Genomic DNA, 22649 nt, shown 5'->3' with positions numbered 1-22649 from the left:
CGATATCAGGGCTTTGGCGCGTTTGCTTTGCGGATGGGCCGCGGTTATTGTCCGCGCCGTTCGAAGGAGAAAGCATCATGCGCGCAAAAATCGCTGAATCCCTGAAAAGCGCGATGAAGGCGCAGGACAAGCACCGCCTGCCGACGCTCAGGCTGATCCAGGCCGCCATCCACGACCGCGACATCGCCAATCGCGGCTCGGCCAAGGACCCCGCCAGCGACGAGGAGATCCTGCAGATCCTGGCCAAGATGGTGAAGCAGCGCGAGGAATCGGCCAAGGCGTTCGAGGACGGCAAGCGCCCGGAACTGGCGGCGCAGGAGCGTGGCGAGATGGAGATCATCCGCGGCTTCCTGCCGACGCCGTTGGACGACGCCGCCGTAACAGCTGCGGCGCGCGAGGCGATCGTTGCGACCGGTGCCGCCAGCCAAAAGGACATGGGCAAGGTGATCGCCGCGCTGAAGCAGAAATATGCCGGCCAGATGGATTTCGGCAAGGCCAGCGGCATCGTCAAAGGCCTGCTGCAGTAAGAGCCGACACCGCTTCAGTGGCGAAGGAGAGCAGGGGGCGGGACATCACCTCTGGGCAAGAAACGGTCCGCACCGGCTTAAGCGAGCCAAGCCTTGACCTGCCGGAGAGCCCCACCATAATCGAAATCGTCAAACCCACGCTCGAAGATCTGCCCTCCTACAAGGCGGCGCTCGAGCGTGGCTGGTCGCCGGACAATGTCCGGCTGATGGAAGCGACGCGCGAGCAACTTGCGGCGATCGACGAGGATCCCGCGGCGTTCCTTGCCAGCCTCGACGATCCCGAGGCCAAAGGAGGCCCGATTACCTTGCCGGACGGCACGACCGTGCCGCGGCTCCCGGGGTTCCGGCGCTGGATCTGGGACGGCGAGGCCGCCGGCTCGATCGGCTTTCGCTGGCAGCCGGGTACGGCCGCGCTGCCGTCGCATGTGCTCGGCCATATCGGCTATGCCGTGGTGCCGTGGAAGCGCGGACGAGGCTATGCGACCGAGGCGCTGCGGCTGATGCTGGACGAGGCGAGGGCTGTTGGTTTGCCATATGTCGAGATCACCACCGACCTCGACAATCCGGCCTCGCAGAAGGTGGTGCTGGCCAATGGCGGCCGTGTGGTCGGTCCGTTCATCAAGGACGCCGCGTATGGCGGCGCCGAGAGTTTGTTGTTCCGGATCGATTTGTAGTCCGACGCTATTCGGCCGGTGCGGGCAGCGGCGGCGCTGCCTGGCTGCGCCCCTCCCAGATGTAGGAGGCAAGTGCCACCACCACCGCGACCAGCATGGCGGCAGCGCCCACAACCGGCAGGCTGCGGTAGCCGTAGCCGGCATTGAGCATGGCGGCGCCCAGCGACGCGGCGAGCGCGATGCCGACATTGAAGCCGGAGGGGATGAGCGAGGAGGCGAGGTTGGAGGCGTCCGCCGTCCAGGCCAGGATGCGGGTCTGGATCGGCGTGCCTATGGCGAAGTTGAGGCCACCCCAGATAACGATGGCGATGACCATCGGCACGGGGTAGGGGCTGACGGCATAGATCACGCCCAACATCACCGCCTGCAGGGCAAGCATGGTGATCAGCGACGGCATCAGCTTCCAATCGGAAAGCTTGCCGCCGAGAAAGACACCGACGGTGGCGCCGGCGCCGTTGAGCAGCAGCACCCAGGGGATCAGGCTCTGGTCGAGATGGGTCACCTCAAGCAGTGTCGGGGTGATGTAGGTGAACAGGCCGAACTGGCCGATCATCAACGTCAGCATCAGGATCAGCGAGGTCCAGACTTGCTGGCGCGCCAGCACGCGAACCTCGCTGCCAAGACTGGCGGATGGCCTTGATGCGCCTGTCGTGCGCGGCAAAAGCGCAGCCATGGCGGCAAACGCCACCACGCCCAGCGCGCACATCACCCAGAAGGTGGCGCGCCAGCCCCAGAGATTGCCGATTGCGGTGCCGGCCGGCACGCCGATGACATTGGATACTGTGAGGCCGGAGAGGATCACAGCCACGGCCATGCCGCGCTTGTCCTCGGGCACGAGGCCGACAGCCACCACCATGGCGACGCCGAAATAGGCGCCGTGTGCGACGGCGACCGCAATGCGCAAGAGCAGCATCGAGGTAAAATCGGGCGCCAGCGCGCAAGCGGCCTGGCCGATGGTGAAGGCGACGGTCAGGCAAAGCAGCAGCGTCTTGCGGGAAATGCCCTTGGTGGCGAGCGCCAGCAATGGCCCGCCAACCGCGATGCCGCCGGCATAGCCTGAGACGAGATAGCCGGAGGTCGGGATCGAAACGCCAAGGCCGTCGGCCACTTGCGGCAGCACGCCGGCAATGACGAATTCGGTGGTGCCGAAAGCGAAGGCGGCGATGAACAGGGCAATGAGCGGAAGCATGGCGCGGAAGCGATCCTTGAACGAGTTGGCCTCAAATCATGGATGGCGCTTGCCGGCAATGCAGAAATTTTTGCGGCCGGTTTAGGTTTTCTTGATCAGCTCGCCTTCAACCTGGAGCCGCCGAGCAGGCCGCGCTCTTCCAGCACCGGGTAGGCCATCGACGCCAGCAGCGAGTTGATCTGCTTCAGGTCGCGGATGGTGTCGAGGTGGATGGAACTTGTCTCGACGCTCTTGGCGGTGCCGTCGCGCAGGCGCACGAAATGGCTGGCGCTGGTTTCCTTTTCGCGGTCGCGCAGCCGGTCCTTTTCCAGCACCAACTGGCGGGCAGTCTCAGGGTCGCGCGACACCAGCACGTTGAAGGCAAGCCTGGCATTGGCCAGCACCGAGGTGTGGAAGGCGAGCAGCTCGCTCCAGCCCTCGGGCGTGAACTCCAGCCCGCGCTCGAACTTCTTCTTCACATGCACCAGCATGTTGCGCACGATGATGTCGCCGACCTGCTCGAGCTTGACGCAGGCGCCTATCAGCTCCTGGCAGCGCAGCGCCTCGTCCTCTGTGAGCGAGTTCCTGGTCAATTTGGCCAGATAGAGCTTGATCGCCGCGTGCTTCCTGTCGACGCGGTCGTCAAGGGCGGCCAGCGCCTTGATCTTGTCGCCGTCGGCGCTTTCATACAGCTCGATGATACGCTTGAGCATGATCTCGACCGTCTCGCAGACGCGGACCACCTCGCGGGTGGCGTTGGCCAGCGCCTGGCTCGGAACGTCGAGCGCGCCGTCGTTGAGGGCGGAGAGTTCGACCACATCGAGCTCTGTAGCCGGCGCCGGCTTGGTGCCCATTGCGACGATCTTCTCGGAAGCACGATAGATCAGGCTGGCAAGCGGCAGGCCGGCGAGCAGGATCAGCACATTGAACAGTATGTGGGCGTTGACGATCTGGTCGGGCACGGTGGCGCCGAGGAAGGCGACCGGTGGCTTCAGCGTCATGAACAGGATCAGCATCACCAGCGAGCCCATGCCGCGCATCAACAGATTGCCGATCGGCACGACGCGCACGCCAGGTTCGGCACTTCGGGTGAGCAGCGGCGCGATGATCGACGAGCCGAGATTGACGCCGAGCACCAGCACGATGCCGAGTTCGGGCGGGATGAAGCCGCGCCCGGCCAGCGTGACCATCAAAAGCACGGCGGCGATTGAGGAGTGGAAGAGCCAGGTAACGAGCGCGGCGAGCAGATAGGCGGTGACGTAGTCGCTGGAGAAATATTCGATGATGAGCGGCATCAGCGTGCTCTGGCGCAGCGGCTCCGAGGCCTGGCCGATCATCTCCAGCGACAGTACCAAAAGGCCGATGCCGACCAGGATGCGGCCGAACTGGCGCCAGTCGCGCCGCTCGGTGGCCATGAACATGACCGTGCCGGCGACGAGGCAGATCGGCACCAGCAGCGTCAGATCGAAGGTCAAGAGCTTGACCACCAGCGCCGAGCCGATCTCGGCGCCGCGCACAGCCAATTGGCCCGACATGCCCGAGACGATGCCGGCGCCGGCGAAGGAGCCGACGAGAAGCGTGACGGCGGTCGAGCTCTGCAGCGCGATGGACAGGCCGCAGCCGGCCAGCACCGCCATGATCGGATTGCGCATGGTGGAGCGCAGCCGGTGACGCAGCACGTCGCCATAGGCGCGCTCGACGCCTGTCTTGACCATGCGGGTGGCAAACAGCATCAGCGCCACCGAGCCCGCCAGATGCAGCAGAACGACGGAGCCGCTCATTTCGAAACCCGCACGCAGACAGCTACCGCGACGCGGAGGGCGCGCAGTGCAGGGATGAAAACGGGGCTGCGAATCATGGTCATGACAGTCTTGAACAATATCCGGAATATTTTAGCCGGGTAATAAAATCTTGTCGATTTCAAGAGCCGTCGCGGCGCGACAGGGCGTGTCGGAAAATGGACGGATGCGCAAATGGTTGCATGGCGGATCCCTGGTGATGGCAGCGGATCGTCCCGGTTTGCCGGACTCCCGGCAATCGCCTTTGCGATGATGTTCAAATATCCAGGATAAGCGCCGGATTTCATTGCGTAAATGTAATGCTAGTGTTCAGTTTCGGTTCATCCTTCGGGCGCTATTCCCTAGGCATCGACAACCAAGGAGCCCCGCTATGAAACGTGTTGTTCTTTCCGCCCTCGCTTTCTCGATGCTGGCCGCCACTTCGCTTACCGGCCAGGCCGCACCGGTGAACGCACCGGTCGCACCGCAGTCGAATTACACGCGGGTCGACTGGCAGAGGCCCGGCAAGCATGTCGATGTCAGGAAGCGCGTCGTGAAGAAGACGGTGGTCGTCAAGCGCAGCCATTGGCGCAATGGCCAGAAATATTCCAGCTGGAAGCGGCACCAGCCGATCCGCGATTATGGCCGCTACGGCCTGCATCGCCCCGGCCGCGGCCAGGAATGGATCCGCGTCGGCAACGACTATGTGCTGGTCAGCGTCCTGTCCGGCATCATCTTCGGCGCCATTGCCGCGCATTAAGCCCGGCCTCGCCGGCGCAATGCAGAGACTTGAAAGGAGGCGGCCCGAAACGGCCGCCTTTCTTTTGGCTGTAGAAACCGGGCTTTTTGGCTGTGGAAACCGGGTATGGTCCGCAATAAGGGTCGTCGGATTCCGCGAGCATGATTATATGAGGGACAAACGAGTTCCCCAATGCGCTTTCCGCCCGCCTTTCTCGATGAGATACGCGACCGTGTGCCGATTTCATCGGTCATCGGCCAGCGCGTCGCATGGGACAGGAAGAAGACCAACGCCTCGCGCGGCGACTATTGGGCCTGTTGTCCGTTCCATGGCGAAAAGAGCCCCTCCTTCCACTGCGAGGACAAGAAGGGCCGCTATCACTGTTTCGGCTGTTCGGTGTCGGGCGATCATTTCAAGTTCCTGACCGAGCTCGACGGATTAAGCTTTCCCGAAGCGGTCGAGAAGATCGCCGACATGGCCGGCGTGCCGATGCCGGTGCGCGACGAGCGGGAAGAACAGCGTGAGAAGGAACGCGCCAGTCTGACCGATGTCATGGAGATGGCGACTGCCTTCTTCCAGGAGCGGCTGCAAGGACCGGAGGGTGCAAAAGCCCGCGCCTATCTCAGGGATCGCGGGCTGACGCCGGCGACGCAGCAATCGTTCCGGCTGGGCTTTGCGCCCGACAGCCGCAATGCGCTGAAGGAACATCTTGCCGCCAAGGGTGTGCCCAAGGCCGACATCGAGGCCTGCGGGCTGGTGCGTCATGGCGACGACATCCCGGTCTCCTATGACTGGTTCCGCGATCGCATCATGTTCCCGATCCCGGATTCGCGCGGCAAGATCATCGCCTTTGGCGGCCGCGCCCTGGCGCCCGATGCGCTGGCCAAATACATGAATTCGCCCGACACAGAGCTCTTCCACAAGGGCAACGTGCTCTACAATTTCGCCCGAGCCCGCAAAGCGCTGGCGAAAGGCGGCACGGTGATTGCCGTCGAAGGCTATATGGACGTGATTGCGCTGGCGCAGGCCGGCTTCGAGAATGCCGTGGCGCCGCTCGGCACCGCGCTCACCGAAAACCAACTCGAACTTCTGTGGCGCATGGCGCCTGAGCCGATGCTGTGCTTCGACGGCGACCAGGCCGGGCTGAAGGCGGCGTGGCGCGCCGCGGATCTCGCGCTGCCGTCGGTGCAGGCCGGGCGGTCGGTGCGCTTTGCGCTGTTGCCGGAGGGCAAGGATCCCGACGATCTGGTCAAGGCAGAAGGGCCGGACGCGTTTCGTGCCGTGCTGGCGGAAGCGCGGCCTCTCGCTGATTTGTTGTGGATGCGTGAGACATCCGGTGGCGTCTTCGACACGCCGGAGCGGCGGGCGGGGCTGACAAAGACGCTGCGCGAACTGACCAGCCGCATCCGCGATGAGAGCCAGCGCTACCACTACCAGCAGTGGATGCGCGAGCGGGAGCTGACCTTCTTCAGCGCCCAGCGCGAAGTGCGGCAAGGTCGCCAGGACTGGAAACCGGGGCAGGGCAAAACGCCCGCACCCGGCGGACAGTTCGCCAAAGGCAGCGGGGCAGGCGCGCGCGCCGCGATCACCGAAAGCCTCGGCCGCTCCGCCATGGTCAAACGCGGTGGCGAGATGATGTCGGTGCGCGAGGCGACGATCATCGTAGCCCTCGTCAACCATCCGGCGCTGATCGACGAGAACTTCGCCCATGTCGAGTTCCTCGATCTCGCCAACACCGATCTGCAGCGGCTGCACGCCGCCATCCTCGATGCGATGGCGCACGACATGGCCAATGACCGTAGCGCGGTGATCGCCACCATCGAACGTGCCGGCTGCAGCGATATCTGGGGGCGCGCCGTGGCGCTGATCCAACGGGCCAGGCAATGGCCCGCGCTGGAAACCGCAGCGCTTGACGATGCCCGCGACGCCTTCAACCAGGCGCTGCACTTGCAGCGCAGCGCGCGCACCTTACATAAGGAGCTGAAACAGGCGGAAGCAGCGCTCGCCAGCGATCCCACTGACGAAAACTACCGGCACCTCATCGAGATTCAGGCGCAGTTCCGTGATGTACAAGCAACGGAAGCGCTGATCGAAGGCTTCGGTGTGTCCTCGGGCAGGGGTGGGCGCGTGTAGGTCGAAACCTGCGCAAGAATGGATGATGTACGTGCTGCGCGTCGAATCGACGCCTCTAAGTCGGGTAATTGATTCGCTTTTTTGATGCGAATCATGCGAGAGGCGCTTGACCTTCTGGCAGAATGACGGAATCAGGACGATTCGAAACCTTAACCCGTGCCGGCGTCGATGGAAATGCACTGACGCGAGGTGCTGATCACTGGACAGGCTGTCAGCCTGCCACAGATATCAGGGTTAATCTGGACTTAATGCATATCGCCCAAAAGTGAAAACCGGTTTTGGGGGCACGATATGAACAAACAAAAGAGTTGATTCGGTTACCGGCCCGGTTAAGCGCCACCAGCGCATGTAGTTTGACCGGTGCGGCAGCTACGCGGCTTCGATGCTCGGCCGCTAGGAGAAGATAAAGACTATGGCGACAAAGGAAAAGGAAGAGGTCGAGACCGAACGTGAAGGCGCCACCGATGGGCCTCTGCTCGACCTTTCCGATGATGCTGTCAAGAAGATGATCAAGGCCGCCAAGAAGCGCGGCTATGTGACTCTCGACGAACTGAACGCGGTGCTGCCGTCGGAAGAGACCGATCCGGATCGCATCGAAGACATCAATGCGATGCTGTCCGACATGGGCATCAACGTGGTCGAGGACGACGATCAGAGCGAGGAGCCCGAGGCCGCCGACAGCAATGCCGACGCCGAGGAAGACGCCAACGAGCTGGCCGAGCAGACCGGCACCGCCGTCGCCGCCACGACCACCAAGAAAGAGCCGACCGACCGCACCGATGACCCGGTGCGCATGTATCTGCGCGAGATGGGCTCGGTCGAGCTCCTGTCGCGCGAGGGCGAAATCGCGATCGCCAAGCGCATCGAGGCCGGCCGCGAGACGATGATTGCGGGCCTCTGCGAAAGCCCGCTGACCTTCCAGGCCATCATCATCTGGCGTGACGAGCTCAACGAATCCAAGATCCTGCTGCGCGAGATCATCGACCTCGAAGCCACCTATGCCGGCCCCGAAGCCAAGCAGGCGCCGGTGGTCGAGCGCATCGAGGAGGCGCCCAAGGCCGAGGACAAGCCGAGGCGTGGACGCGACGAGGAAGACGACATCACCAATGTCGGCGCCGACACGCGCGGCCTAGTCGATGACGACGAGGAAGACGAGGACGAGGCGAGCCTGTCGCTGGCGGCGATGGAAGCGGAACTGCGCCCGCAGGTGATGGAGACGCTCGACGTCATCGCCGACACCTACAAGAAGCTGCGCAAGCTGCAGGACCAGCAGGTCGAGAACCGTCTGGCCGCGACCGGCACGCTGTCGCCAAGCCAGGACCGCCGCCTGAAGGAGCTGAAGGACCAGCTGATCAAGGCGGTGAAGTCGCTGTCGCTCAACACGGCGCGCATCGAGGCGCTGGTCGAGCAGCTCTACGACATCAACAAGCGGCTGGTGCAGAACGAAGGCAAGCTGCTGCGCTTGGCCGAAAGCTATGGCGTGCGCCGCGAGGAGTTCCTCAAGGAATATCAGGGCTCCGAGCTCGACCCGAACTGGACGCGCTCGATCGGCAATCTGACCTCGCGCGGCTGGAAGGAATTCACCAAGAACGAGAAGGACGCGATCAAGGATCTGCGTTCGGAAATCCAGAATCTCGCCACCGAGACGGCGATCTCGATCCTGGAATTCCGCAAGATCGTCAACCAGGTGCAGAAGGGCGAGCGCGAAGCCGCTATCGCCAAGAAGGAAATGGTCGAGGCCAACCTGCGCCTCGTCATTTCCATCGCCAAGAAATACACCAATCGCGGCCTGCAGTTCCTCGACCTGATCCAGGAAGGCAATATCGGCTTGATGAAGGCGGTCGACAAATTCGAATACCGCCGCGGCTACAAGTTCTCTACCTATGCGACATGGTGGATCCGGCAGGCGATCACGCGTTCGATTGCCGACCAGGCGCGCACCATCCGCATCCCGGTGCACATGATCGAAACGATCAACAAGATCGTGCGCACGTCGCGCCAGATGCTGCATGAAATCGGCCGCGAGCCGACGCCGGAGGAACTGGCAGAAAAGCTCGCAATGCCGCTCGAAAAAGTGCGCAAGGTCTTGAAGATCGCCAAGGAGCCGATCTCGCTCGAAACCCCTGTGGGTGACGAAGAGGATTCGCATCTGGGCGATTTCATCGAGGACAAGATGGCGATCCTGCCGATCGATGCGGCGATCCAAGCCAATCTGCGCGAGACCACAACGCGGGTGCTCGCCTCGCTGACGCCGCGCGAGGAGCGGGTGCTGCGCATGCGCTTCGGCATCGGCATGAACACCGACCACACGCTGGAAGAAGTCGGCCAGCAGTTCTCGGTGACGCGCGAGCGTATCCGCCAGATCGAAGCCAAGGCGCTGCGCAAGCTCAAGCACCCGAGCCGGAGCCGCAAGCTGAGGAGCTTCCTCGACAGCTGATACCGGCAACAGACCAGCATTCGAAAAGGGCGCCGATGGCGCCCTTTTTGTTGCCCGGGTGAAGGCTCTTGTCGCACATCTCCGTCGGGAGGATACTTGCCTGGTCGGATGCATGTTCTGGGCGAAAAACCGGATGTCCGCCCAGGCTGATGTCCTCAGCCGTGCTCCGTGGCGCCGGAGGGAGGTGTGTGATGACAACCTACATCCTGCTGATGAACTGGACGGAACAGGGCGCCAGAAATATCCGAGAGTCGCCGAAGCGGCTCGATGCCGCCAAGAAGCAACTGGCCGACATGGGCGGCTCGTTCAAGGCGTTTTACCTGACTATGGGCGAATATGACATGGTGGCGATTATCGAGGCGCCCGACGATGCTGTGCTTGCTCGTTTCGCGCTGATGCTGGCAACGGGTGGCAGCGTCAAGACGCGAACGCTCAAGGCTTTCCCGGAATTTGCCTATCGCGAGATCGTCACTTCGCTTGGATAGCGCTGGGCGCGGGTCCGTGCGGCTCGGCGTCATATTGCGGGGCCGTGCCGTCAGGGTGATAGTCGCGCCATGTCCAAGCCTGCGCTGACCGTCTGGTACAACACACGCTGCCCCGTCTGCGATGGCGGCATCACCCGGCAGAAACGGCGGCTGATCGAGGCGATCAAGGCCGGGCGGATCGAATTCCGCGACATCAACCTCGAACCGGCGGCGCTCTCTGGCTACAGCGCCTCGCTGGAGGACATACGCCGCCGGCTGCATGCCACCGATGCCGAAGGCAGGCTGCTGGTCGGCGCCGATGTCGCGGTTGCCGTCTGGCGGGCGACGCCGGGCGAGGGCTGGCTGGCGACGCTCTTCGGCAATCCGGTCGCGCTGCCGCTGACGCGCTTGGCCTATGATCGTTTCGCCGATCTTCTCTATGCCTGGAACCGGCGCAAGGGCCGCTGGTAGCGAGGCAAGGCCCGCAGATATCTGCGGGCCTTACCGTCATGGGCGTTACCGGGACGCCGGCTCGCAAAGCCAGCCGACGATGCGGCGCACCGCCGGCAGCACCATGAGCAACGTTGGGAACGCTACCAGCCAGGACAGGCCCCAGGCAGTGAGCCAGACAGCCGGCAAATCAGGTTGCAGTCCAAGGCTTTTCAGCGTCGATATGAACGAGACGATGAAGGTCATCAGCAGCGACAGCACCAGCGGGCTGACGATCGCGGCATAGCGCGCCGGCAGCTTGCCGCGCTTACGGGTCGTGGTCATTTTTGGATTTTCCTGAAACATCCGGTCCGTCGCATTTGGCATCCATTGCGCCGGGTTTCCGGCGGAACTGCCCGGAAAGACCGGGGTGGATGCGTTGCTTGACGTCAGACGCTTACGGAGAGGTTTTGGCCCTCACGCGCTTTCTAGCTGCCGGCGGCGGCGAAATCAACCTTCTGGCGCCGCCTTTAGATACATCGTAAGATATATCTTGACTCGTCGGCGGGGCAAGCCTAATTAAGATGTATCGTAAGATATAACTCAAGGAGCAATTCATGCACAGACATCATCCCTTTGGCGAGCGCGCCGAGCGCGCATTCCTGCACATGGCAGGCAAATTTGGTGGAAGAGGGGGCGGCGGCTTTGGTCCGTTCGGCCACGGCGGACGTGGCGGTGGACGCGGCGGCCCGGGCGACATGTTTCGTGCCGGGCGCATGCTGGCCGACGGCGATCTCAAGCTGATCACGCTGTCGCTGCTGGCCGAGGCGCCGCGCCACGGCTACGACATCATCAAGGCGCTGGAAGAGCGCACCAGCGGCATCTACAGCCCGAGCCCGGGCGTCGTCTATCCGACGCTGACCTTCCTGGAAGAGGCCGGCTATGCGGCTTCAGCCGCCGACGGCAACAAGAAGGTGTTTTCGATCACCGAGGCGGGGCAGGCGCATCTCGCCGAGAACCGCGAGATGATCGACGGCGTGCTCGAGCATCTGGAGCGCTTCGGCCGCAAGATGGCGAAAGCGCGGGACTGGTTCGGCTGGAACGACGACGGCGAGGAAGGCGGACGGCGTGGTGGACGGGGTCGCTCGGAAGCCCGCGACGAGTTCCGCGCCGTGCGCCACCGGCTGCGTGCCGCGCTCGGCGATCTCGTCGACGCGCCGGCTGAAAAGCAGGCCGAGGCGATTGCAGTCCTGGAAGCCGCCGCTGAAGCCCTGGAAGCGCTATCGCGCGGTTGACCCCGGGCGAGAACCCTTGCCCGTTCGACTGAGGAACGGTACTGAAAATCATCCTGCACCGCGAGACATGGTGCAGGATGATTGCCGTTGGAGGAAGCCCCATGTCTTTTCTGAAACGTCTTTTCGGTGGTGGCGGCGGTGAGGCGGGCGGGTCCAAGAGCGCAGCACCGGCAAAGCAGGTTGAGCACAAGGGATTTTTGATCAGCGCCACGCCCTACAAGGCGGAGGGGGGCCAATACCAGACTTGCGGCGTGGTTTCGAAGGAAGTCGACGGCGTGATGAAGGAACACAAATTCATCCGCGCCGATCGCTTTGCTGGACTGGACGACGCCGTCGACATCTCGATCAAGAAGGGCATGCAACTGGTCGACGAGCAAGGCGAGAGGATGTTCGGGTAGCCTACAGCCTCGGATCGATTGGCTCGCTCTCCAGCGCCAGGACGCCGAAAACACACTCGTGAACACGTCGCAGCGGTTCCTTGGCGACAAACCGCTTCAGTGCCTCGTGACCGAGCGCGAACTCTCTGAGCGCCAGGCTGCGCTTGCCACCCAAGCCTCGTTCGCGCAGGCGCACGAGATTGTCCGGCGCATCGTATTCGGGGCCATAGATAATGCGAAGATACTCCTGGCCGCGCACTTTCAGCGCCGGTTGCACGAGCCCCTTCTTGTTTCGGCTGACGAAGTCGTGCGGCTTCACTACCATCCCTTCGCCGCCTGAGTCGGTCAGCGTCTCCCACCAGGCGACGGCCTCCGCACAAGAACCGGCATCGGCCAGGTCAACCATCCGCCATTGCGTTCGCGTTACCACGCCGCCCCCGGCAGCCAGACGGTCCGCAAGCGTCATGTGCCAAACGTGGTTCTGGTCGTACCAGACGCATCCCTCACTTGCCAGCAGGTGGAACGGCGCGACCTTCAGGTCGTCGACGCCCGAGACCGGCCACACGTAAGGCGCCCAGGCAGTGGCGTATCTGGCGGCACGCGCGGCGCGGTCCTCAATGCGAGCCTTGAGCGCGGCCGTATCCACGCCGCGTGCCATCGCACGGGCCAGCGCTTCGCGGCTGGCCTGGAGCCCAGCGGCCGCAGACGTTGCCACTGGGGCGTACTGGCTTTCAATCAGGCTGCTTGCCTTGGCCGACCATGGCATGATCTCGGTGTCCAGCAGCAACCAGTCGCTGTTCAATTCCTGCCATAGATCCGCAGCGTCGACGCTGGCGCGCAGGCGATTGAGCAGGCGCTCCGTCATGCCGCTGTCGCTGAAAAAGGAGCGTCCGGTCCGGGTCCAGATCGCGCCTGTCTCGTCGCCAGATACCCCGAACCGGTCGCGCGCCGTCTGCGCGTTTCGGCACAGAGCGATGACTGCCCGCGAACCCATGTGCTTCTCTTCGCACAGGATTTGGGTGACGCCACGCTCGCGGAAATGACTGAGAGCTTCCTCGGGGCGTTCCAGCCAGCCGGCTTGGCTGCTGGTCTCGGATGGCGACATTGTCGGCGGCAGATATACCAGCCACTGCGGCGACAGCGCGAAGCGGCTCATCACCTCAAGTGCCGCCGACGCGTTCTCCTCGGCCACGACAACCCTGCCTTTCAGTTCGGTCTCGATCCAGCGTCGCCCAGAGACATCCTGATAGTCGAGCACGCCGTCGGCATCGGCCTGTGCCGATTTGCCAAGGCCCGGTCCGCCGAGGGGACGCACGGGTTCGGACCAGGTCTCGACTGCCGGCACGTCGACCAGTTCGCGTTCCGGCCAGCGCAAGGCAGTCAGCTTGCCGCCGAACACGCAGCCGGTGTCGATGCAAAGCGTGTTGTTGACCCACTCCGCCGACAGCACCGGTGTGTGGCCGTATACTACGCTGGTTTTGCCCCGATAGGCGGCTGCCCAGTCGGCACGGACGGGCAGGCCAAATTCGTCGATTTCGCCCGTGGTTTCGCCATAGAGGGCGAACTCGCGCACCGCGCCGGAACCGCGCCCGATCATCTCTTCCTTGAGTCCGGCATGTGCCACGGCGAGGCGTCCGCCGTCCAGCCAGACGTGGCTGCGCAGGCTGTCGAGGAAGGCCGGCAAAGCCTCTCGCAGGCCGCGATCCTGAGCGTCCAACTGGTCGATGGTTTGCTGCAGGCCGTGGGCGATCGTGACCTTGCGGCCTTCCAGCCAGCGGCTGAGTTTGCGTTCGTGATTGCCCTGGACACAGTAGGCGGTTCCCGCCGCGACCATGCTCATGGCGATGCGCAAGACGTCGGGCACGTTGGGACCACGATCGACGAGGTCGCCGACAAAGACGATCTTGCGGCCTTCTGGCGGCGTTACAGTGACGGTCCGATCACCATGGCCGTCGGACCAGGCGATGCTGTAACCGAGCTGACAGAACAAGGTCTGAAGTTCGTCGGCGCAACCATGGACATCACCTATGACGTCGAAAGGACCACAATCGTCGCGCTTGTCGGTCCATAATGGCTGACGCGAGACCTTGGCCGCGTCGATACTGGCCTCGCCGGTGAGCTTCCAGACCTGACGGAAACCTTCGCGTTGCAGGCCGCCGAGGCCCTTGCGAATTTCGTTCGTCATGCGCTGGGCAACGCCGGCGCCGAAGGGACGATCGGCTCGTAGCGCGTTGCGGGCGACGCAAACATCAACACCCGGATCGATGACCACGGCGACCGGCAAAGCGTGCCATTTGCGCGCCAGCTCGACCCACGCCTTGCGATCAGCGGGTCGCACATTGGTCGCGTCGATGACGGCCAGCTTTCGATGCTTGAGCCGTTTGCCGGCGATTTCGCGCACCAAATCAAAAGCGTCGGCCGAGACATCCTGATCAGTCTCGTTGTCGCTGACGAACGCGCGGCAGCGATCCGACGAGATGATTTCGGTCGGCAGGAAGTGCCTGGCGGCGAAGGTCGACTTGCCCGATCCCGTCGAGCCGATCAGCACGACGAGGGCGAAGTCAGGGATGGTGAGGTCGGTCTTGTCTGGCTCTCTCATCGGGTGAACACCGCCATCTGCGTCGGCGCGCCGAGCACGGGGTCCACGGCTCCGATGCCACTTAAGGCGGCGCTATAGCCATAGATCTCGCCGATCCTGGCCGCCCAGGCTTCAAACCGAACCCGGCCCCATTCGAAACGGTGATCCGGATGGCGAAAAGCGCCGGCGGCCAGACTGGGGAACAAGGGGTTGTAGTCAGCGTTCGGCGTAGTCACGATCACGAATTTTGGCGCTGTCTCGCCGAAGATAATACGCTCGATCATTGGCAGCCGGTCTTCGTCGAGATGTTCGATGACCTCGACCAGCACCGCGACGTCGGCTTCCGCCCATCGGCTGTCGCGATATGTCAGCGATCCGTGCAGCAGCGTGACCCGGTCTTCAGGCGGTCCCCCGAACTCGTTCAGTTTGAGACGCTTGGCGGCCCATTCCAGTTCACGAATAGCGGGGTCGAGCCCGAACAGCTTGTGGACCCATTTTTCGCGCACGAGCCGATAGAGCAGCTTGCCTTCGCCACACCCCAAATCTGCAACACTGGTCCCTCCGGTCGTCCGAATGGCTTGCACCACGGCGTCCATGCGCAGGTCGTTCAGCCGGATGGGCGCCTCCAGCGCTTGCTCAGGTGCAGCCCGGGCTTCGGGGGGTAGGACCTCATTGGCCGTCTCCGGAGCCAGCCGCTCCAGGGCGATGCGGGCCAACGCACCTCGGTTGCGCAGATAACGGCGCACGATCAGGTCTTTGGCTGGGTGGTTTTCCAGCCAGCCCTCGCCCTTGGACAGCAGCTTGTCAATCTCGGCCTCGCCAACCCAGTAGTGCTTGGTGTCGTCCATCACCGGGATCAGGACATAAAGGTGGTTGAGCAGGCTGCTTAGGCGGCCGGTGCCAGTCAGCCTCAGATGACCGTATCGTGGTCCACCCGCGCCAGATCCGACAGTTTCGACCGGCGCCAGGTTGACGGTCCATCCCAGCGGTTCGAATAGATCTCGAACCAGGGCCTCGCCGCCACGCATCGGCAGCGGGGTCACCACAGCTTCGAGCGGGAGGTCGCTATCGGCCAGTTGCTGGCGCTCCTTCGAGATGCCGGTCATCGCTGTCCGCAGTACCTTGTTCAAAGCCACAGACAGAAAAGACGATGCCGTATAAGGTCGGTCGTTTACATATTGATCCAGCAAGCCCTCTGCCTGGCCTTTGCCCCGAACGAGCCCTATCGGATCGACATCGAGCAGAAGCACAGCCTCACAACGCTCATCGGTCGCCTCCGGATAGAACAGCCAGGCCTTGCCGAAGGATAGGTCAGTCTCGTGCAGACGTTCGGGATGCTTGTGCAGCAAGAAGCCGAGATCTGTGGCTGGATGATGGGTTGTCGCGACGGAAAGGAACATCAGCGACCGATAACGCAGACAGGCCGAATAACCAATGGCGTTGCGCGGCAATCTAGTAACGCGATAGATCCGTTTTCGACACGCAACCTATCGCGCCGCCTGACAAGGAAAAAGGCAGGCACCGAAGCGCCTGCCTTTTCAATGCGAATGACGGGGTGTGCTTACGCGGCGATTTGCGCGCTCGCGGTCTTGGCCACCACGGCATCGACCTTGGCGGTCGCATTGGCGAGCGCGGCGGTCACGGCGTCGGGACCCATGCCGACGCCTTCGATCCGGATGACGTCGACGTCGGTCATGCCGAGAAAGCCGAGCACGCCGCGCAGATAGGGGATGGCGTGATCGAACTGCACGGCCGCACCTTCGGAATAGATGCCGCCCGAGGCGAGTACGATATAGACCTTCTTGCCGGTGACGAGGCCCTTGGGACCACCCTCGCCATAAGAGAAGCTCTTGCCGGAGCGGGAGATGTGATCGACCCAGGACTTCAGGGTCGAGGAGATGTTGAAGTTGATGAAGCCGGTGGCCAGGATCACGGTGTCGGCTGCGAACAGTTCGTCAAGCACGATGTCGGAGACGCCGACGACTTCGGCCTGGCGCGGCGTGCGGGCTTCAACGGGGGTGTAGATGCCGGTCGCATAATCGGTGTCGATATGCGGCAGCGGGTTGGCCACGAGGTCGCGTACGACGAGCGTATTCGACGGGTCGGCGGCGACGAGCTTTTCAGCGAATTCGGTAGCGATACGGGTCGAGTGCGAGGCAGCGCCGCGCGGGCTCGAGGTTACAAGCAGGATAGACATAGCGGTTCTCTCCAGTGGGAATTGATTTCTCCCGCCTGATATGGGCCTACCGACCCATTCAAAAAACTGGTATATTTACTATACGATCCATCCATAAAGTAGGTATGCCGTGCAGCCCAATCCGACGCTCGACCAATTGCAGATCCTGGTTGCGGTCGCCGACACCGGCAGCTTCTCAGCCGCCGGCCGCAAGCTTAACCGCGCGCAGTCCGTCATCAGCTACGGCATCGCCAATCTTGAAGCGCAGCTTGGCCTGAAACTGTTCGAGCGCGAGGGCACGCGCGAGCCGCAGCTGACCGAAATCGGCCGGGCGATGCTGGAGGACGCCCGGCGCATGGTCGGCGTGCTGCAGCGCATCCGTACGCGTGCCGACGGTCACCATCAGGGGCTGGAGGCTGAAGTTGCGCTATCGGTTGACGCGGCGCTGCCCTCGCCGGTGCTGGTGCGGGTGCTGAAGGCGTTCGAGGCGCAGTTCCCGACCGTGATGATGCGACTGCATATCGGCACGCTCGGTCTGATCCCCGACCATGTCGTCAGCGGACAGTCGGATCTTGGCATCGGTGGCTTGCTGGGCGAGGTCGACGTGCATCTCGTGCGCATCGGCTTCATGTCGATCGTGCTGGCTGCCGCCCCCACCCACCCTCTGGCACTGCTGCCGAAACCGGTGGCGCTCGAGGATGCGCGAGAGCACACCCAGCTGGTTGTCAGCGACCAGTCGGAACGCACCAAGGGACGCGACTTCGGCGTCTTTGCCTATCGTACATGGCGGCTGACAGATGTGCGTATCAAGCATACGTTGATGCGCGAGGGGCTGGGCTGGGGCGGGTTGCCGCGCTGGCTGATCGCGGACGATTTGGCCAGCGGCAGGCTGGTCGAACTCGACCTTGAACCCTTTAGCGAGGTGCGCTCATCGCTCTATGCCATGCACCGCGCCGACCGCAGCCCGAAACCGGCGGCGGCCTGGCTGATCGACCAGTTCAAACGCCAGCTCGGCTGCTTCAACGAGTTCGACCCGGACGACCTGCCTGAGGATGAGCCGGAGACAGCCCATCGATCAGAGCCATGAGCACGGCGCGATAGTCTTTGGCCGAGGCGCCGGCCTCGACGGCAAGTGCTGCGCGGTCGAAGGCAGCCGCGAGCAAAGCGGTCAGCGCATCGGCCGGCAGTCTGGTCATCGACTGTTCGCGCATTGCCGCAACCAGGCCTTCGCGCAGCGACCGGTTGCCGTGGCGATTGTCGATCGCATCCATGGCGGCGCGGCCAAGCACGGCCGGCCCGTCGAGCAGCAAAAGCCGCGTGCGGCCGGGCGCGCGCATGGCGGCGAGATAGGCGTCCGAGCCGGCAATCAGCGCATTGCGGGCAAACAAAGAAGGCGGCGAGGCGCGCTCGATCTCTTGCGCCACCGCCGCCGCCTCCTGCTCGACCACGGCGGCAAACAGCGCCTGCTTGTCGGCAAAGTGGTGATAGAGCGCGCCGCGGGTGACGCCGGCGGCCGCAACGATCTCCGGCGTGCCGGTCTCGGCATAGGACTTTTCGATGAACAGTTTGCGCGCCGCAGCGATCAGGTCGGCGCGCGTCGCTTCGGTGCGGTCGCGGTTGGAGCGGCGCGGGGTTTCTCGTTGCATACATGCAGCCTGTATGTTATTTCGAATTACATGCAAACTGTATGTTGGCTGACGGGAGAAAGAAAGATGAAGACGACGAGCTATTATCCGGTGCTGATGACGGGCGACGTAGCCGGCACAAAAGCCTTCTATATCAATCACTTCCGCTTCAAGCCGCTGTTTGCGAGCAACTGGTATGTGCATCTGCAGTCTGCCGAGGATCGCCGGGTCAATCTCGGTATCGTCCAGGGCGACCACGAGACGATCCCCGAGGGGGGGCGCGGCCGCACATCGGGGCTGCTGATCAATTTCGAGGTGAGGGATCCTGATGCTGTCTATGAACGGATCGTTGCGGCCGGCCTGCCGATCCTGTGCCCGCTGCGCGACGAACCCTTCGGCCAGCGCCATTTCATCACCAGGGATCCCAATGGCGTGCTGATCGACGTCATCAAGCCGATCCCGCTCAGCCCGGAATTTCAGGCGCAATTCGCGGCGGGCGCGGCGGGCGCCTGAACAATGGCAGCAAATGTCGGCAGCGGCTCCGGCCGCTGTGGCCGGACCCGCACCATGCGGTCTATGTTGGTGATGTTGAAGCTGGGCCTGCCGCATGCGTGACATCTGCCTTGTTCGTGCGCCATCCAATCTCGGCCTTCGGCCCTTGGAGCCGGGCCATGTGCCCGGCACCTGGCGTGCGCCGCAGGCGCTGAGCGAAGCTGGTTTGATCGAGTCGCTGGCGCCGGGGCGGGTGGTCGATCTCGACAGACCCGCTTACAGTACCGAACCGCAACCGGGCACTAGGCTGCGTAATGGTCCGGCGATCCGCTGCTTCAACCTCGATCTTGCCGAGATCGTCACCGGTGCGCTTGGGCAAGGCGAGTTCCCGCTGATCATCGGCGGCGACTGCTCGATCCTGCTTGGCGCACTGGTCGCCGCGCGGCGCTCGGGCGCGGTCGCCCTGGTCCATGTCGATGGCCACAGCGATTTCCGCCATCCCGGCAACTACGATGTCAATGCCTCACTCGGCTCGGTTGCCGGCATGGATCTGGCACTTGCCACCGGACGCGGCGAGGCTTTGCTGGCGCAATGGCCAGGTGTTGTCGGTCCGCTCGTCGCCGACGAGGCGGTGGTTCAGATCGGCGAACGCGAGAGCCGCGATGCCGATTTTGCCTGGCCCGACATCAATGCGACCGCCGTGACGCGCATCGACGTCTTTGCCGCGCAGGAACTCGGCGCGGCTGGAGTGTTGCAAAAGACAAGAGCGACGCTGGCGCGCGCCGGCTGTCCCTACTGGCTGCATCTCGATGTCGATGTGCTCGACCAGACGGTGATGCCGGCGGTGGATTCGCCCGGCAGCCCCGGCATCGACCCCGATGAACTCGTTGCCATTCTGTCGGCGCTGACAGCGGACCAGCGCTGCACCGGCTTGGACATGACGATCTACGATCCCGACCTCGACCCGACCGGTGACCTTGCGCGACTGCTGGTGTCGCTGCTCGGGCGGGTGCTCAACCCTCGATAAGGGCTCAACTCGCCCTTGCTACCGGCGTCACCGTCACCTGGCTGACGCCGGTGCGGCGCACCACGGTGCACAGCGTCTCGCGGCCGATGCGTTCGGCGTCGAGCATGCGCACGAGGTCGTCGACGCCGGTGACCGGGCGACCGTCTATTGACGCGATGATGTCGCCTTCCCTGAGGCCGGCCTTCGCCGCGGGTCCGTCTTTCTCGACGCTGCGCAGCCGTACCGCCGTACTGGTGGTCACTTGCGACAGAAGGGCGGCGCGGCGCGGCAGGTTGGTGGTGTCGGCGGAGATGCCGATGAAGGCACGGCGCACGCGGCCGAAGCGGATGATCTCCGAAATGACGAAATTGGCGGTGTTGGAAGCGACCGCGAAGGCGATGCCTTGCGCGCCGTGGATCATGGCGGTGTTGACGCCGATGACCTCGCCTGCCGACGACACCAGCGGTCCGCCGGAATTGCCGGGATTGAGCGCGGCATCGGTCTGGATGACATCGTCGATCAGCCGCCCGGTCGAGGCGCGCATCGAACGGCCAAGTGCGGAGACCACGCCTGACGTTACGGTCCATTCGAAGCCGAGCGGATTGCCGATGGCAATGGCGATCTGGCCGCGCCGCAGCCGCTTGGAATCGCCGAGCGGCGCGACTTCGGTGAAGCTGCCATCGGCGCGCACCAGCGCGATGTCGGTGTCGGGGTCGCGGCCTAGCACACGGCCTTCGCTGGAGGCGCCGTCGGGCATAGAGACGCGCACCGTTTTGGCATCGCCAACGACATGGAAATTGGTGACGACCAGCCCGTCCGGGGTGATGACGAAGCCGGAGCCATGGCCACCTTGGCCACCGACGCGCTCGATGCGGCAGACGGCTGGGCCGATGCGGTCGACGGCGTCGGCGACTGTCGTCGAATAGGCGTCGAGCAGTGTGTCGTCGGTTTCGAATTTGTGGGCGGCGAGGGCCATTGGCGGGGCTCCGTGTTTTCAGGCGCGATGATGACTATATGTGCGGAGCGGCTCGAACTGCCGCGACCTGACCAGATGGCCAGTCAAACCAGTAACTAGCCGTCAGACGAGTACCTCCGGGCGCACTGCCGAGCGATATCTGGGGCATGAGAAAACCCAGGAGATCATCATGAGTGACTTCAACCTTAATGCATTTTCCGAGGCCATCGCCGATCTCGCCGCCAAGGCTGCGCCGGCAACGGCAAGTTTCGCCACCCATCACCATCGCACCGCCAGCGCCTTCCACTGGCGTGACGGCTATTTCGTCACCGCCGAGGAAGCTGTCGAGGCCGGTGAGGAGATCGAATTGACATTGGCTTCGGGCGAAGCGGTGAAGGCCGAACTGGTCGGTCGCGATCCGTCGACCGGCGTAGCGCTTCTGAAGCCGGCCGGCGCGGCCGCGGCGCCTGCGCTCGCCAAGGCTGATGGGGTGCGGCCGGGCAACGTCGCCATCGCTGTCGGCAGCAGTCAGGGCTCGGCGCTGGCCGTCTCGGGCTCGGTCGGCGAGGTCGGCCCCGCCTGGCGCTCGATGCGCGGCGGCAGCATCGATCGGCGCATCAATCTCGCCGTCAATGCCGGCGGCCGTTTCGAGGGCGGGCCGGTGCTTGACGCCAAGGGCGCGCTGATCGGCATGCTGCTGTTTGGGCCACGTGGTCGTGCGCTGGTCATGCCTTATGAGACGATCGAGCGGGCCGTGGCGACGCTGCGTGAAAAGGGCCATGTCGCGCGCGGCTATCTCGGCGCCGGCCTGCACCCGATCCGTGACGGCGCGGCGCGCGGCGCCATGGTCATGAGCCTCGACGACAATGGTCCGGCCAAAGCCGCCGGCCTTGCGCTGGGCGACATCATCGTGGCGTGGAATGGCGAGGCCGTGCACGGCCCGCGCGAACTGATCCGAAAGCTTGGGCCGGATAGCGCGGGCGCTGCGGTGACGCTCGGCGTGGTGCGCGGCGGCGAGCAGCGCGACGTCGCGCTGACCGTCGGTGAAAAACCGCTGAGCTGAGAGGGCCGATGGAAAGCGACACGCTGACAAGGCCGGAGGCGGGTGGGCCGGAGGTGGGTGGGCCGGAGGTGGCGGGCGGCGGACGCCAGCTCGTGGTGCTGATCGCGCTGCACGATGCCGCGCGTGCCGAGCGCCTGTCAGCTTCGCTTGCCATGGCGGACGATCTGCTTCCGGTCGTAGCCGGCAGCGGGATTGCCGACGTCGCTGTCTTCGATGACGCTGTTGCGAACAGTGCGGCCTGGCTCGATCGAGCCGATGGTGGCAACAGCGCAATCCCACGGGTGCTGCTATCCGCGAGCGCTGGCCGGCCGGAAAACCGGGTGCTTGCCGTGCTGCCTTTGGCGTCGGATGCGAATCTGGTCGCGGCTGCCGTCAGACTGGCGGCGGCCGGCTACCGGGTGTCCAGGGATGGGCGTTCGACGCCGGATCGTCATGGCGGTTTCGATCACATAGCGAGCGGAACTGAAACCGATAGCGGGCTGTTTGGCGAGGAATCTTTTGACGACGGCGCCGCCCTCCGACCAGCGCTGTCACCGCGCGAGACGGAAGTGCTGGCGCTGCTCGCCGAAGGCGCACCCAACAAGGTGATCGCCCGGCGGCTGAACATCTCCGTGCACACGGCGAAATTCCATGTCGCCGCGATCCTGATCAAGCTGGGTGCTGCGAACCGCACGGATGCCATCGCGATCGCAATGCGGCAGGGCCTGGTGCTGGTCTAACCCCCTTTTCCGTT

22 protein-coding genes are annotated in these 22649 nt (G+C 63.9%); 14 read left to right on the top strand and 8 right to left on the bottom strand.

Annotation, left to right across the window (positions count from 1 at the left end):
• The first annotated feature begins 77 nt into the window (after positions 1-77).
• Positions 78-527, top strand: a complete 450-nt coding sequence (locus NKJ80_RS10610) for a GatB/YqeY domain-containing protein (protein WP_031195862.1) — start codon at positions 78-80, stop codon at positions 525-527.
• Positions 528-643: 116 nt separating this feature from the next.
• On the top strand, positions 644-1201 hold the full coding sequence (locus NKJ80_RS10605) for a GNAT family N-acetyltransferase (RefSeq protein ID WP_352497621.1): 558 nt from the start codon (positions 644-646) through the stop codon (positions 1199-1201).
• A 7-nt stretch (positions 1202-1208) separates the two neighbouring features.
• On the opposite strand, the gene NKJ80_RS10600 is transcribed toward NKJ80_RS10605, so the two are convergent.
• Together NKJ80_RS10600 and NKJ80_RS10595 are read right to left on the bottom strand one after the other, a co-directional pair.
• Positions 1209-2390, bottom strand: coding sequence for an MFS transporter (locus NKJ80_RS10600; RefSeq protein WP_352497544.1), 1182 nt, complete (start codon positions 2388-2390; stop codon positions 1209-1211).
• A 95-nt stretch (positions 2391-2485) separates the two neighbouring features.
• Positions 2486-4150: a Na/Pi cotransporter family protein gene (locus tag NKJ80_RS10595; protein WP_352497543.1), complete on the bottom strand. Its 1665-nt coding sequence runs from the start codon at positions 4148-4150 to the stop codon at positions 2486-2488.
• A 388-nt stretch (positions 4151-4538) separates the two neighbouring features.
• Here NKJ80_RS10595 and NKJ80_RS10590 point away from each other — a divergent pair, with 388 nt between their 5' ends.
• The 5 genes from NKJ80_RS10590 (at position 4539) to NKJ80_RS10570 (ending at position 10391) form a co-directional block, all read left to right on the top strand.
• A complete protein-coding gene (locus NKJ80_RS10590) occupies positions 4539-4907 on the top strand; it encodes an RcnB family protein (RefSeq protein WP_023672444.1) in 369 nt (122 codons plus the stop codon).
• 171 nt (positions 4908-5078) lie between these two features.
• Positions 5079-7019 carry a DNA primase gene (dnaG, locus tag NKJ80_RS10585; RefSeq protein ID WP_023683795.1) on the top strand — a complete coding sequence of 647 codons (1941 nt, stop codon included), beginning with the start codon at positions 5079-5081 and terminating at the stop codon, positions 7017-7019.
• Between the two features lie 412 nt (positions 7020-7431).
• Positions 7432-9456, top strand: a complete 2025-nt coding sequence (rpoD, locus tag NKJ80_RS10580; protein WP_023672446.1) for an RNA polymerase sigma factor RpoD — start codon at positions 7432-7434, stop codon at positions 9454-9456.
• Between the two features lie 191 nt (positions 9457-9647).
• Complete coding sequence (locus NKJ80_RS10575; protein ID WP_023672447.1) at positions 9648-9941, top strand: GYD domain-containing protein; 294 nt, start codon at positions 9648-9650, stop codon at positions 9939-9941.
• Positions 9942-10010: 69 nt separating this feature from the next.
• On the top strand, positions 10011-10391 hold the full coding sequence (locus NKJ80_RS10570) for a thiol-disulfide oxidoreductase DCC family protein (RefSeq protein ID WP_023697082.1): 381 nt from the start codon (positions 10011-10013) through the stop codon (positions 10389-10391).
• A 45-nt stretch (positions 10392-10436) separates the two neighbouring features.
• Here the strand turns inward: NKJ80_RS10570 and NKJ80_RS10565 are convergent, their stop codons facing one another.
• Positions 10437-10694: a DUF2798 domain-containing protein gene (locus NKJ80_RS10565; protein ID WP_023672449.1), complete on the bottom strand. Its 258-nt coding sequence runs from the start codon at positions 10692-10694 to the stop codon at positions 10437-10439.
• 272 nt (positions 10695-10966) lie between these two features.
• On the opposite strand from NKJ80_RS10565, the gene NKJ80_RS10560 reads away from it, so the two are divergent.
• The gene (locus NKJ80_RS10560) at positions 10967-11644 is read left to right on the top strand and encodes a PadR family transcriptional regulator (protein ID WP_023672450.1); all 678 of its coding nucleotides are present in this window, start codon (positions 10967-10969) and stop codon (positions 11642-11644) included.
• A gap of 101 nt (positions 11645-11745) precedes the next feature.
• Positions 11746-12042, top strand: coding sequence for an HlyU family transcriptional regulator (locus NKJ80_RS10555; RefSeq protein ID WP_352497542.1), 297 nt, complete (start codon positions 11746-11748; stop codon positions 12040-12042).
• Between the two features lies 1 nt (position 12043).
• Here the strand turns inward: NKJ80_RS10555 and NKJ80_RS10550 are convergent, their stop codons facing one another.
• The 3 genes from NKJ80_RS10550 to NKJ80_RS10540 all read right to left on the bottom strand — a co-directional run bounded on the left by NKJ80_RS10550 (position 12044) and on the right by NKJ80_RS10540 (position 16796).
• The gene (locus tag NKJ80_RS10550; RefSeq protein WP_352497541.1) at positions 12044-14620 is read right to left on the bottom strand and encodes a polynucleotide kinase-phosphatase; all 2577 of its coding nucleotides are present in this window, start codon (positions 14618-14620) and stop codon (positions 12044-12046) included.
• The gene (locus NKJ80_RS10545) at positions 14617-16050 is read right to left on the bottom strand and encodes a 3' terminal RNA ribose 2'-O-methyltransferase Hen1 (protein ID WP_245260141.1); all 1434 of its coding nucleotides are present in this window, start codon (positions 16048-16050) and stop codon (positions 14617-14619) included. Before NKJ80_RS10545 ends, NKJ80_RS10550 begins: the two co-directional genes overlap by 4 nt.
• Positions 16051-16160: 110 nt before the next feature.
• Positions 16161-16796, bottom strand: coding sequence for an FMN-dependent NADH-azoreductase (locus NKJ80_RS10540; protein ID WP_023672454.1), 636 nt, complete (start codon positions 16794-16796; stop codon positions 16161-16163).
• A gap of 109 nt (positions 16797-16905) precedes the next feature.
• On the opposite strand from NKJ80_RS10540, the gene NKJ80_RS10535 reads away from it, so the two are divergent.
• Entirely contained in the window at positions 16906-17862 is a 957-nt protein-coding gene (locus NKJ80_RS10535) for a LysR family transcriptional regulator (protein WP_352497540.1), read from the top strand.
• Here NKJ80_RS10535 and NKJ80_RS10530 read toward each other — a convergent pair.
• Positions 17795-18421, bottom strand: a complete 627-nt coding sequence (locus tag NKJ80_RS10530) for a TetR/AcrR family transcriptional regulator (RefSeq protein ID WP_023701145.1) — start codon at positions 18419-18421, stop codon at positions 17795-17797. The two genes, NKJ80_RS10535 and NKJ80_RS10530, sit on opposite strands and share 68 nt — an antisense overlap.
• A gap of 66 nt (positions 18422-18487) precedes the next feature.
• On the opposite strand from NKJ80_RS10530, the gene NKJ80_RS10525 reads away from it, so the two are divergent.
• Both NKJ80_RS10525 and NKJ80_RS10520 read left to right on the top strand, forming a co-directional pair.
• Positions 18488-18913, top strand: coding sequence for a VOC family protein (locus NKJ80_RS10525; RefSeq protein ID WP_023672457.1), 426 nt, complete (start codon positions 18488-18490; stop codon positions 18911-18913).
• Between the two features lie 94 nt (positions 18914-19007).
• Entirely contained in the window at positions 19008-19919 is a 912-nt protein-coding gene (locus NKJ80_RS10520; RefSeq protein WP_023672458.1) for an arginase family protein, read from the top strand.
• Positions 19920-19923: 4 nt separating this feature from the next.
• On the opposite strand, the gene NKJ80_RS10515 is transcribed toward NKJ80_RS10520, so the two are convergent.
• Entirely contained in the window at positions 19924-20874 is a 951-nt protein-coding gene (locus NKJ80_RS10515) for a S1C family serine protease (protein ID WP_023672459.1), read from the bottom strand.
• A 169-nt stretch (positions 20875-21043) separates the two neighbouring features.
• On the opposite strand from NKJ80_RS10515, the gene NKJ80_RS10510 reads away from it, so the two are divergent.
• Together NKJ80_RS10510 and NKJ80_RS10505 are read left to right on the top strand one after the other, a co-directional pair.
• On the top strand, positions 21044-21916 hold the full coding sequence (locus NKJ80_RS10510; RefSeq protein WP_352497538.1) for a S1C family serine protease: 873 nt from the start codon (positions 21044-21046) through the stop codon (positions 21914-21916).
• An 8-nt stretch (positions 21917-21924) separates the two neighbouring features.
• On the top strand, positions 21925-22635 hold the full coding sequence (locus NKJ80_RS10505; protein ID WP_196813812.1) for a helix-turn-helix transcriptional regulator: 711 nt from the start codon (positions 21925-21927) through the stop codon (positions 22633-22635).
• Positions 22636-22649 lie beyond the last annotated feature (14 nt).

Origin of the sequence: Mesorhizobium sp. M0030 (assembly GCF_040323695.1) — a bacterium.
Lineage (GTDB): Bacteria > Pseudomonadota > Alphaproteobacteria > Rhizobiales > Rhizobiaceae > Mesorhizobium.
Note: the sequence above shows the minus strand (reverse complement) of the source record. Positions and strands in the feature narration are given on the sequence as shown.

What these genes read in the sequence shown, in the direction of transcription:
- NKJ80_RS10560 (WP_023672450.1), top strand. Translation starts at nt 10,967, where the DNA reads ATGCACAGACATCATCCCTTTGGCGAGCGCGCCGAGCGCGCATTCCTG.
- NKJ80_RS10550 (WP_352497541.1), bottom strand. Translation starts at nt 14,620, where the DNA reads ATGAGAGAGCCAGACAAGACCGACCTCACCATCCCTGACTTCGCCCTC.
- NKJ80_RS10540 (WP_023672454.1), bottom strand. Translation starts at nt 16,796, where the DNA reads ATGTCTATCCTGCTTGTAACCTCGAGCCCGCGCGGCGCTGCCTCGCAC.
- NKJ80_RS10555 (WP_352497542.1), top strand. Translation starts at nt 11,746, where the DNA reads ATGTCTTTTCTGAAACGTCTTTTCGGTGGTGGCGGCGGTGAGGCGGGC.
- NKJ80_RS10525 (WP_023672457.1), top strand. Translation starts at nt 18,488, where the DNA reads ATGAAGACGACGAGCTATTATCCGGTGCTGATGACGGGCGACGTAGCC.
- NKJ80_RS10510 (WP_352497538.1), top strand. Translation starts at nt 21,044, where the DNA reads ATGAGTGACTTCAACCTTAATGCATTTTCCGAGGCCATCGCCGATCTC.
- NKJ80_RS10565 (WP_023672449.1), bottom strand. Translation starts at nt 10,694, where the DNA reads ATGACCACGACCCGTAAGCGCGGCAAGCTGCCGGCGCGCTATGCCGCG.
- NKJ80_RS10600 (WP_352497544.1), bottom strand. Translation starts at nt 2,390, where the DNA reads ATGCTTCCGCTCATTGCCCTGTTCATCGCCGCCTTCGCTTTCGGCACC.
- NKJ80_RS10610 (WP_031195862.1), top strand. Translation starts at nt 78, where the DNA reads ATGCGCGCAAAAATCGCTGAATCCCTGAAAAGCGCGATGAAGGCGCAG.
- dnaG (WP_023683795.1), top strand. Translation starts at nt 5,079, where the DNA reads ATGCGCTTTCCGCCCGCCTTTCTCGATGAGATACGCGACCGTGTGCCG.
- NKJ80_RS10595 (WP_352497543.1), bottom strand. Translation starts at nt 4,150, where the DNA reads ATGAGCGGCTCCGTCGTTCTGCTGCATCTGGCGGGCTCGGTGGCGCTG.
- NKJ80_RS10530 (WP_023701145.1), bottom strand. Translation starts at nt 18,421, where the DNA reads ATGCAACGAGAAACCCCGCGCCGCTCCAACCGCGACCGCACCGAAGCG.
- NKJ80_RS10505 (WP_196813812.1), top strand. Translation starts at nt 21,925, where the DNA reads ATGGAAAGCGACACGCTGACAAGGCCGGAGGCGGGTGGGCCGGAGGTG.
- NKJ80_RS10570 (WP_023697082.1), top strand. Translation starts at nt 10,011, where the DNA reads ATGTCCAAGCCTGCGCTGACCGTCTGGTACAACACACGCTGCCCCGTC.
- NKJ80_RS10575 (WP_023672447.1), top strand. Translation starts at nt 9,648, where the DNA reads ATGACAACCTACATCCTGCTGATGAACTGGACGGAACAGGGCGCCAGA.
- NKJ80_RS10515 (WP_023672459.1), bottom strand. Translation starts at nt 20,874, where the DNA reads ATGGCCCTCGCCGCCCACAAATTCGAAACCGACGACACACTGCTCGAC.
- NKJ80_RS10520 (WP_023672458.1), top strand. Translation starts at nt 19,008, where the DNA reads ATGCGTGACATCTGCCTTGTTCGTGCGCCATCCAATCTCGGCCTTCGG.
- rpoD (WP_023672446.1), top strand. Translation starts at nt 7,432, where the DNA reads ATGGCGACAAAGGAAAAGGAAGAGGTCGAGACCGAACGTGAAGGCGCC.
- NKJ80_RS10590 (WP_023672444.1), top strand. Translation starts at nt 4,539, where the DNA reads ATGAAACGTGTTGTTCTTTCCGCCCTCGCTTTCTCGATGCTGGCCGCC.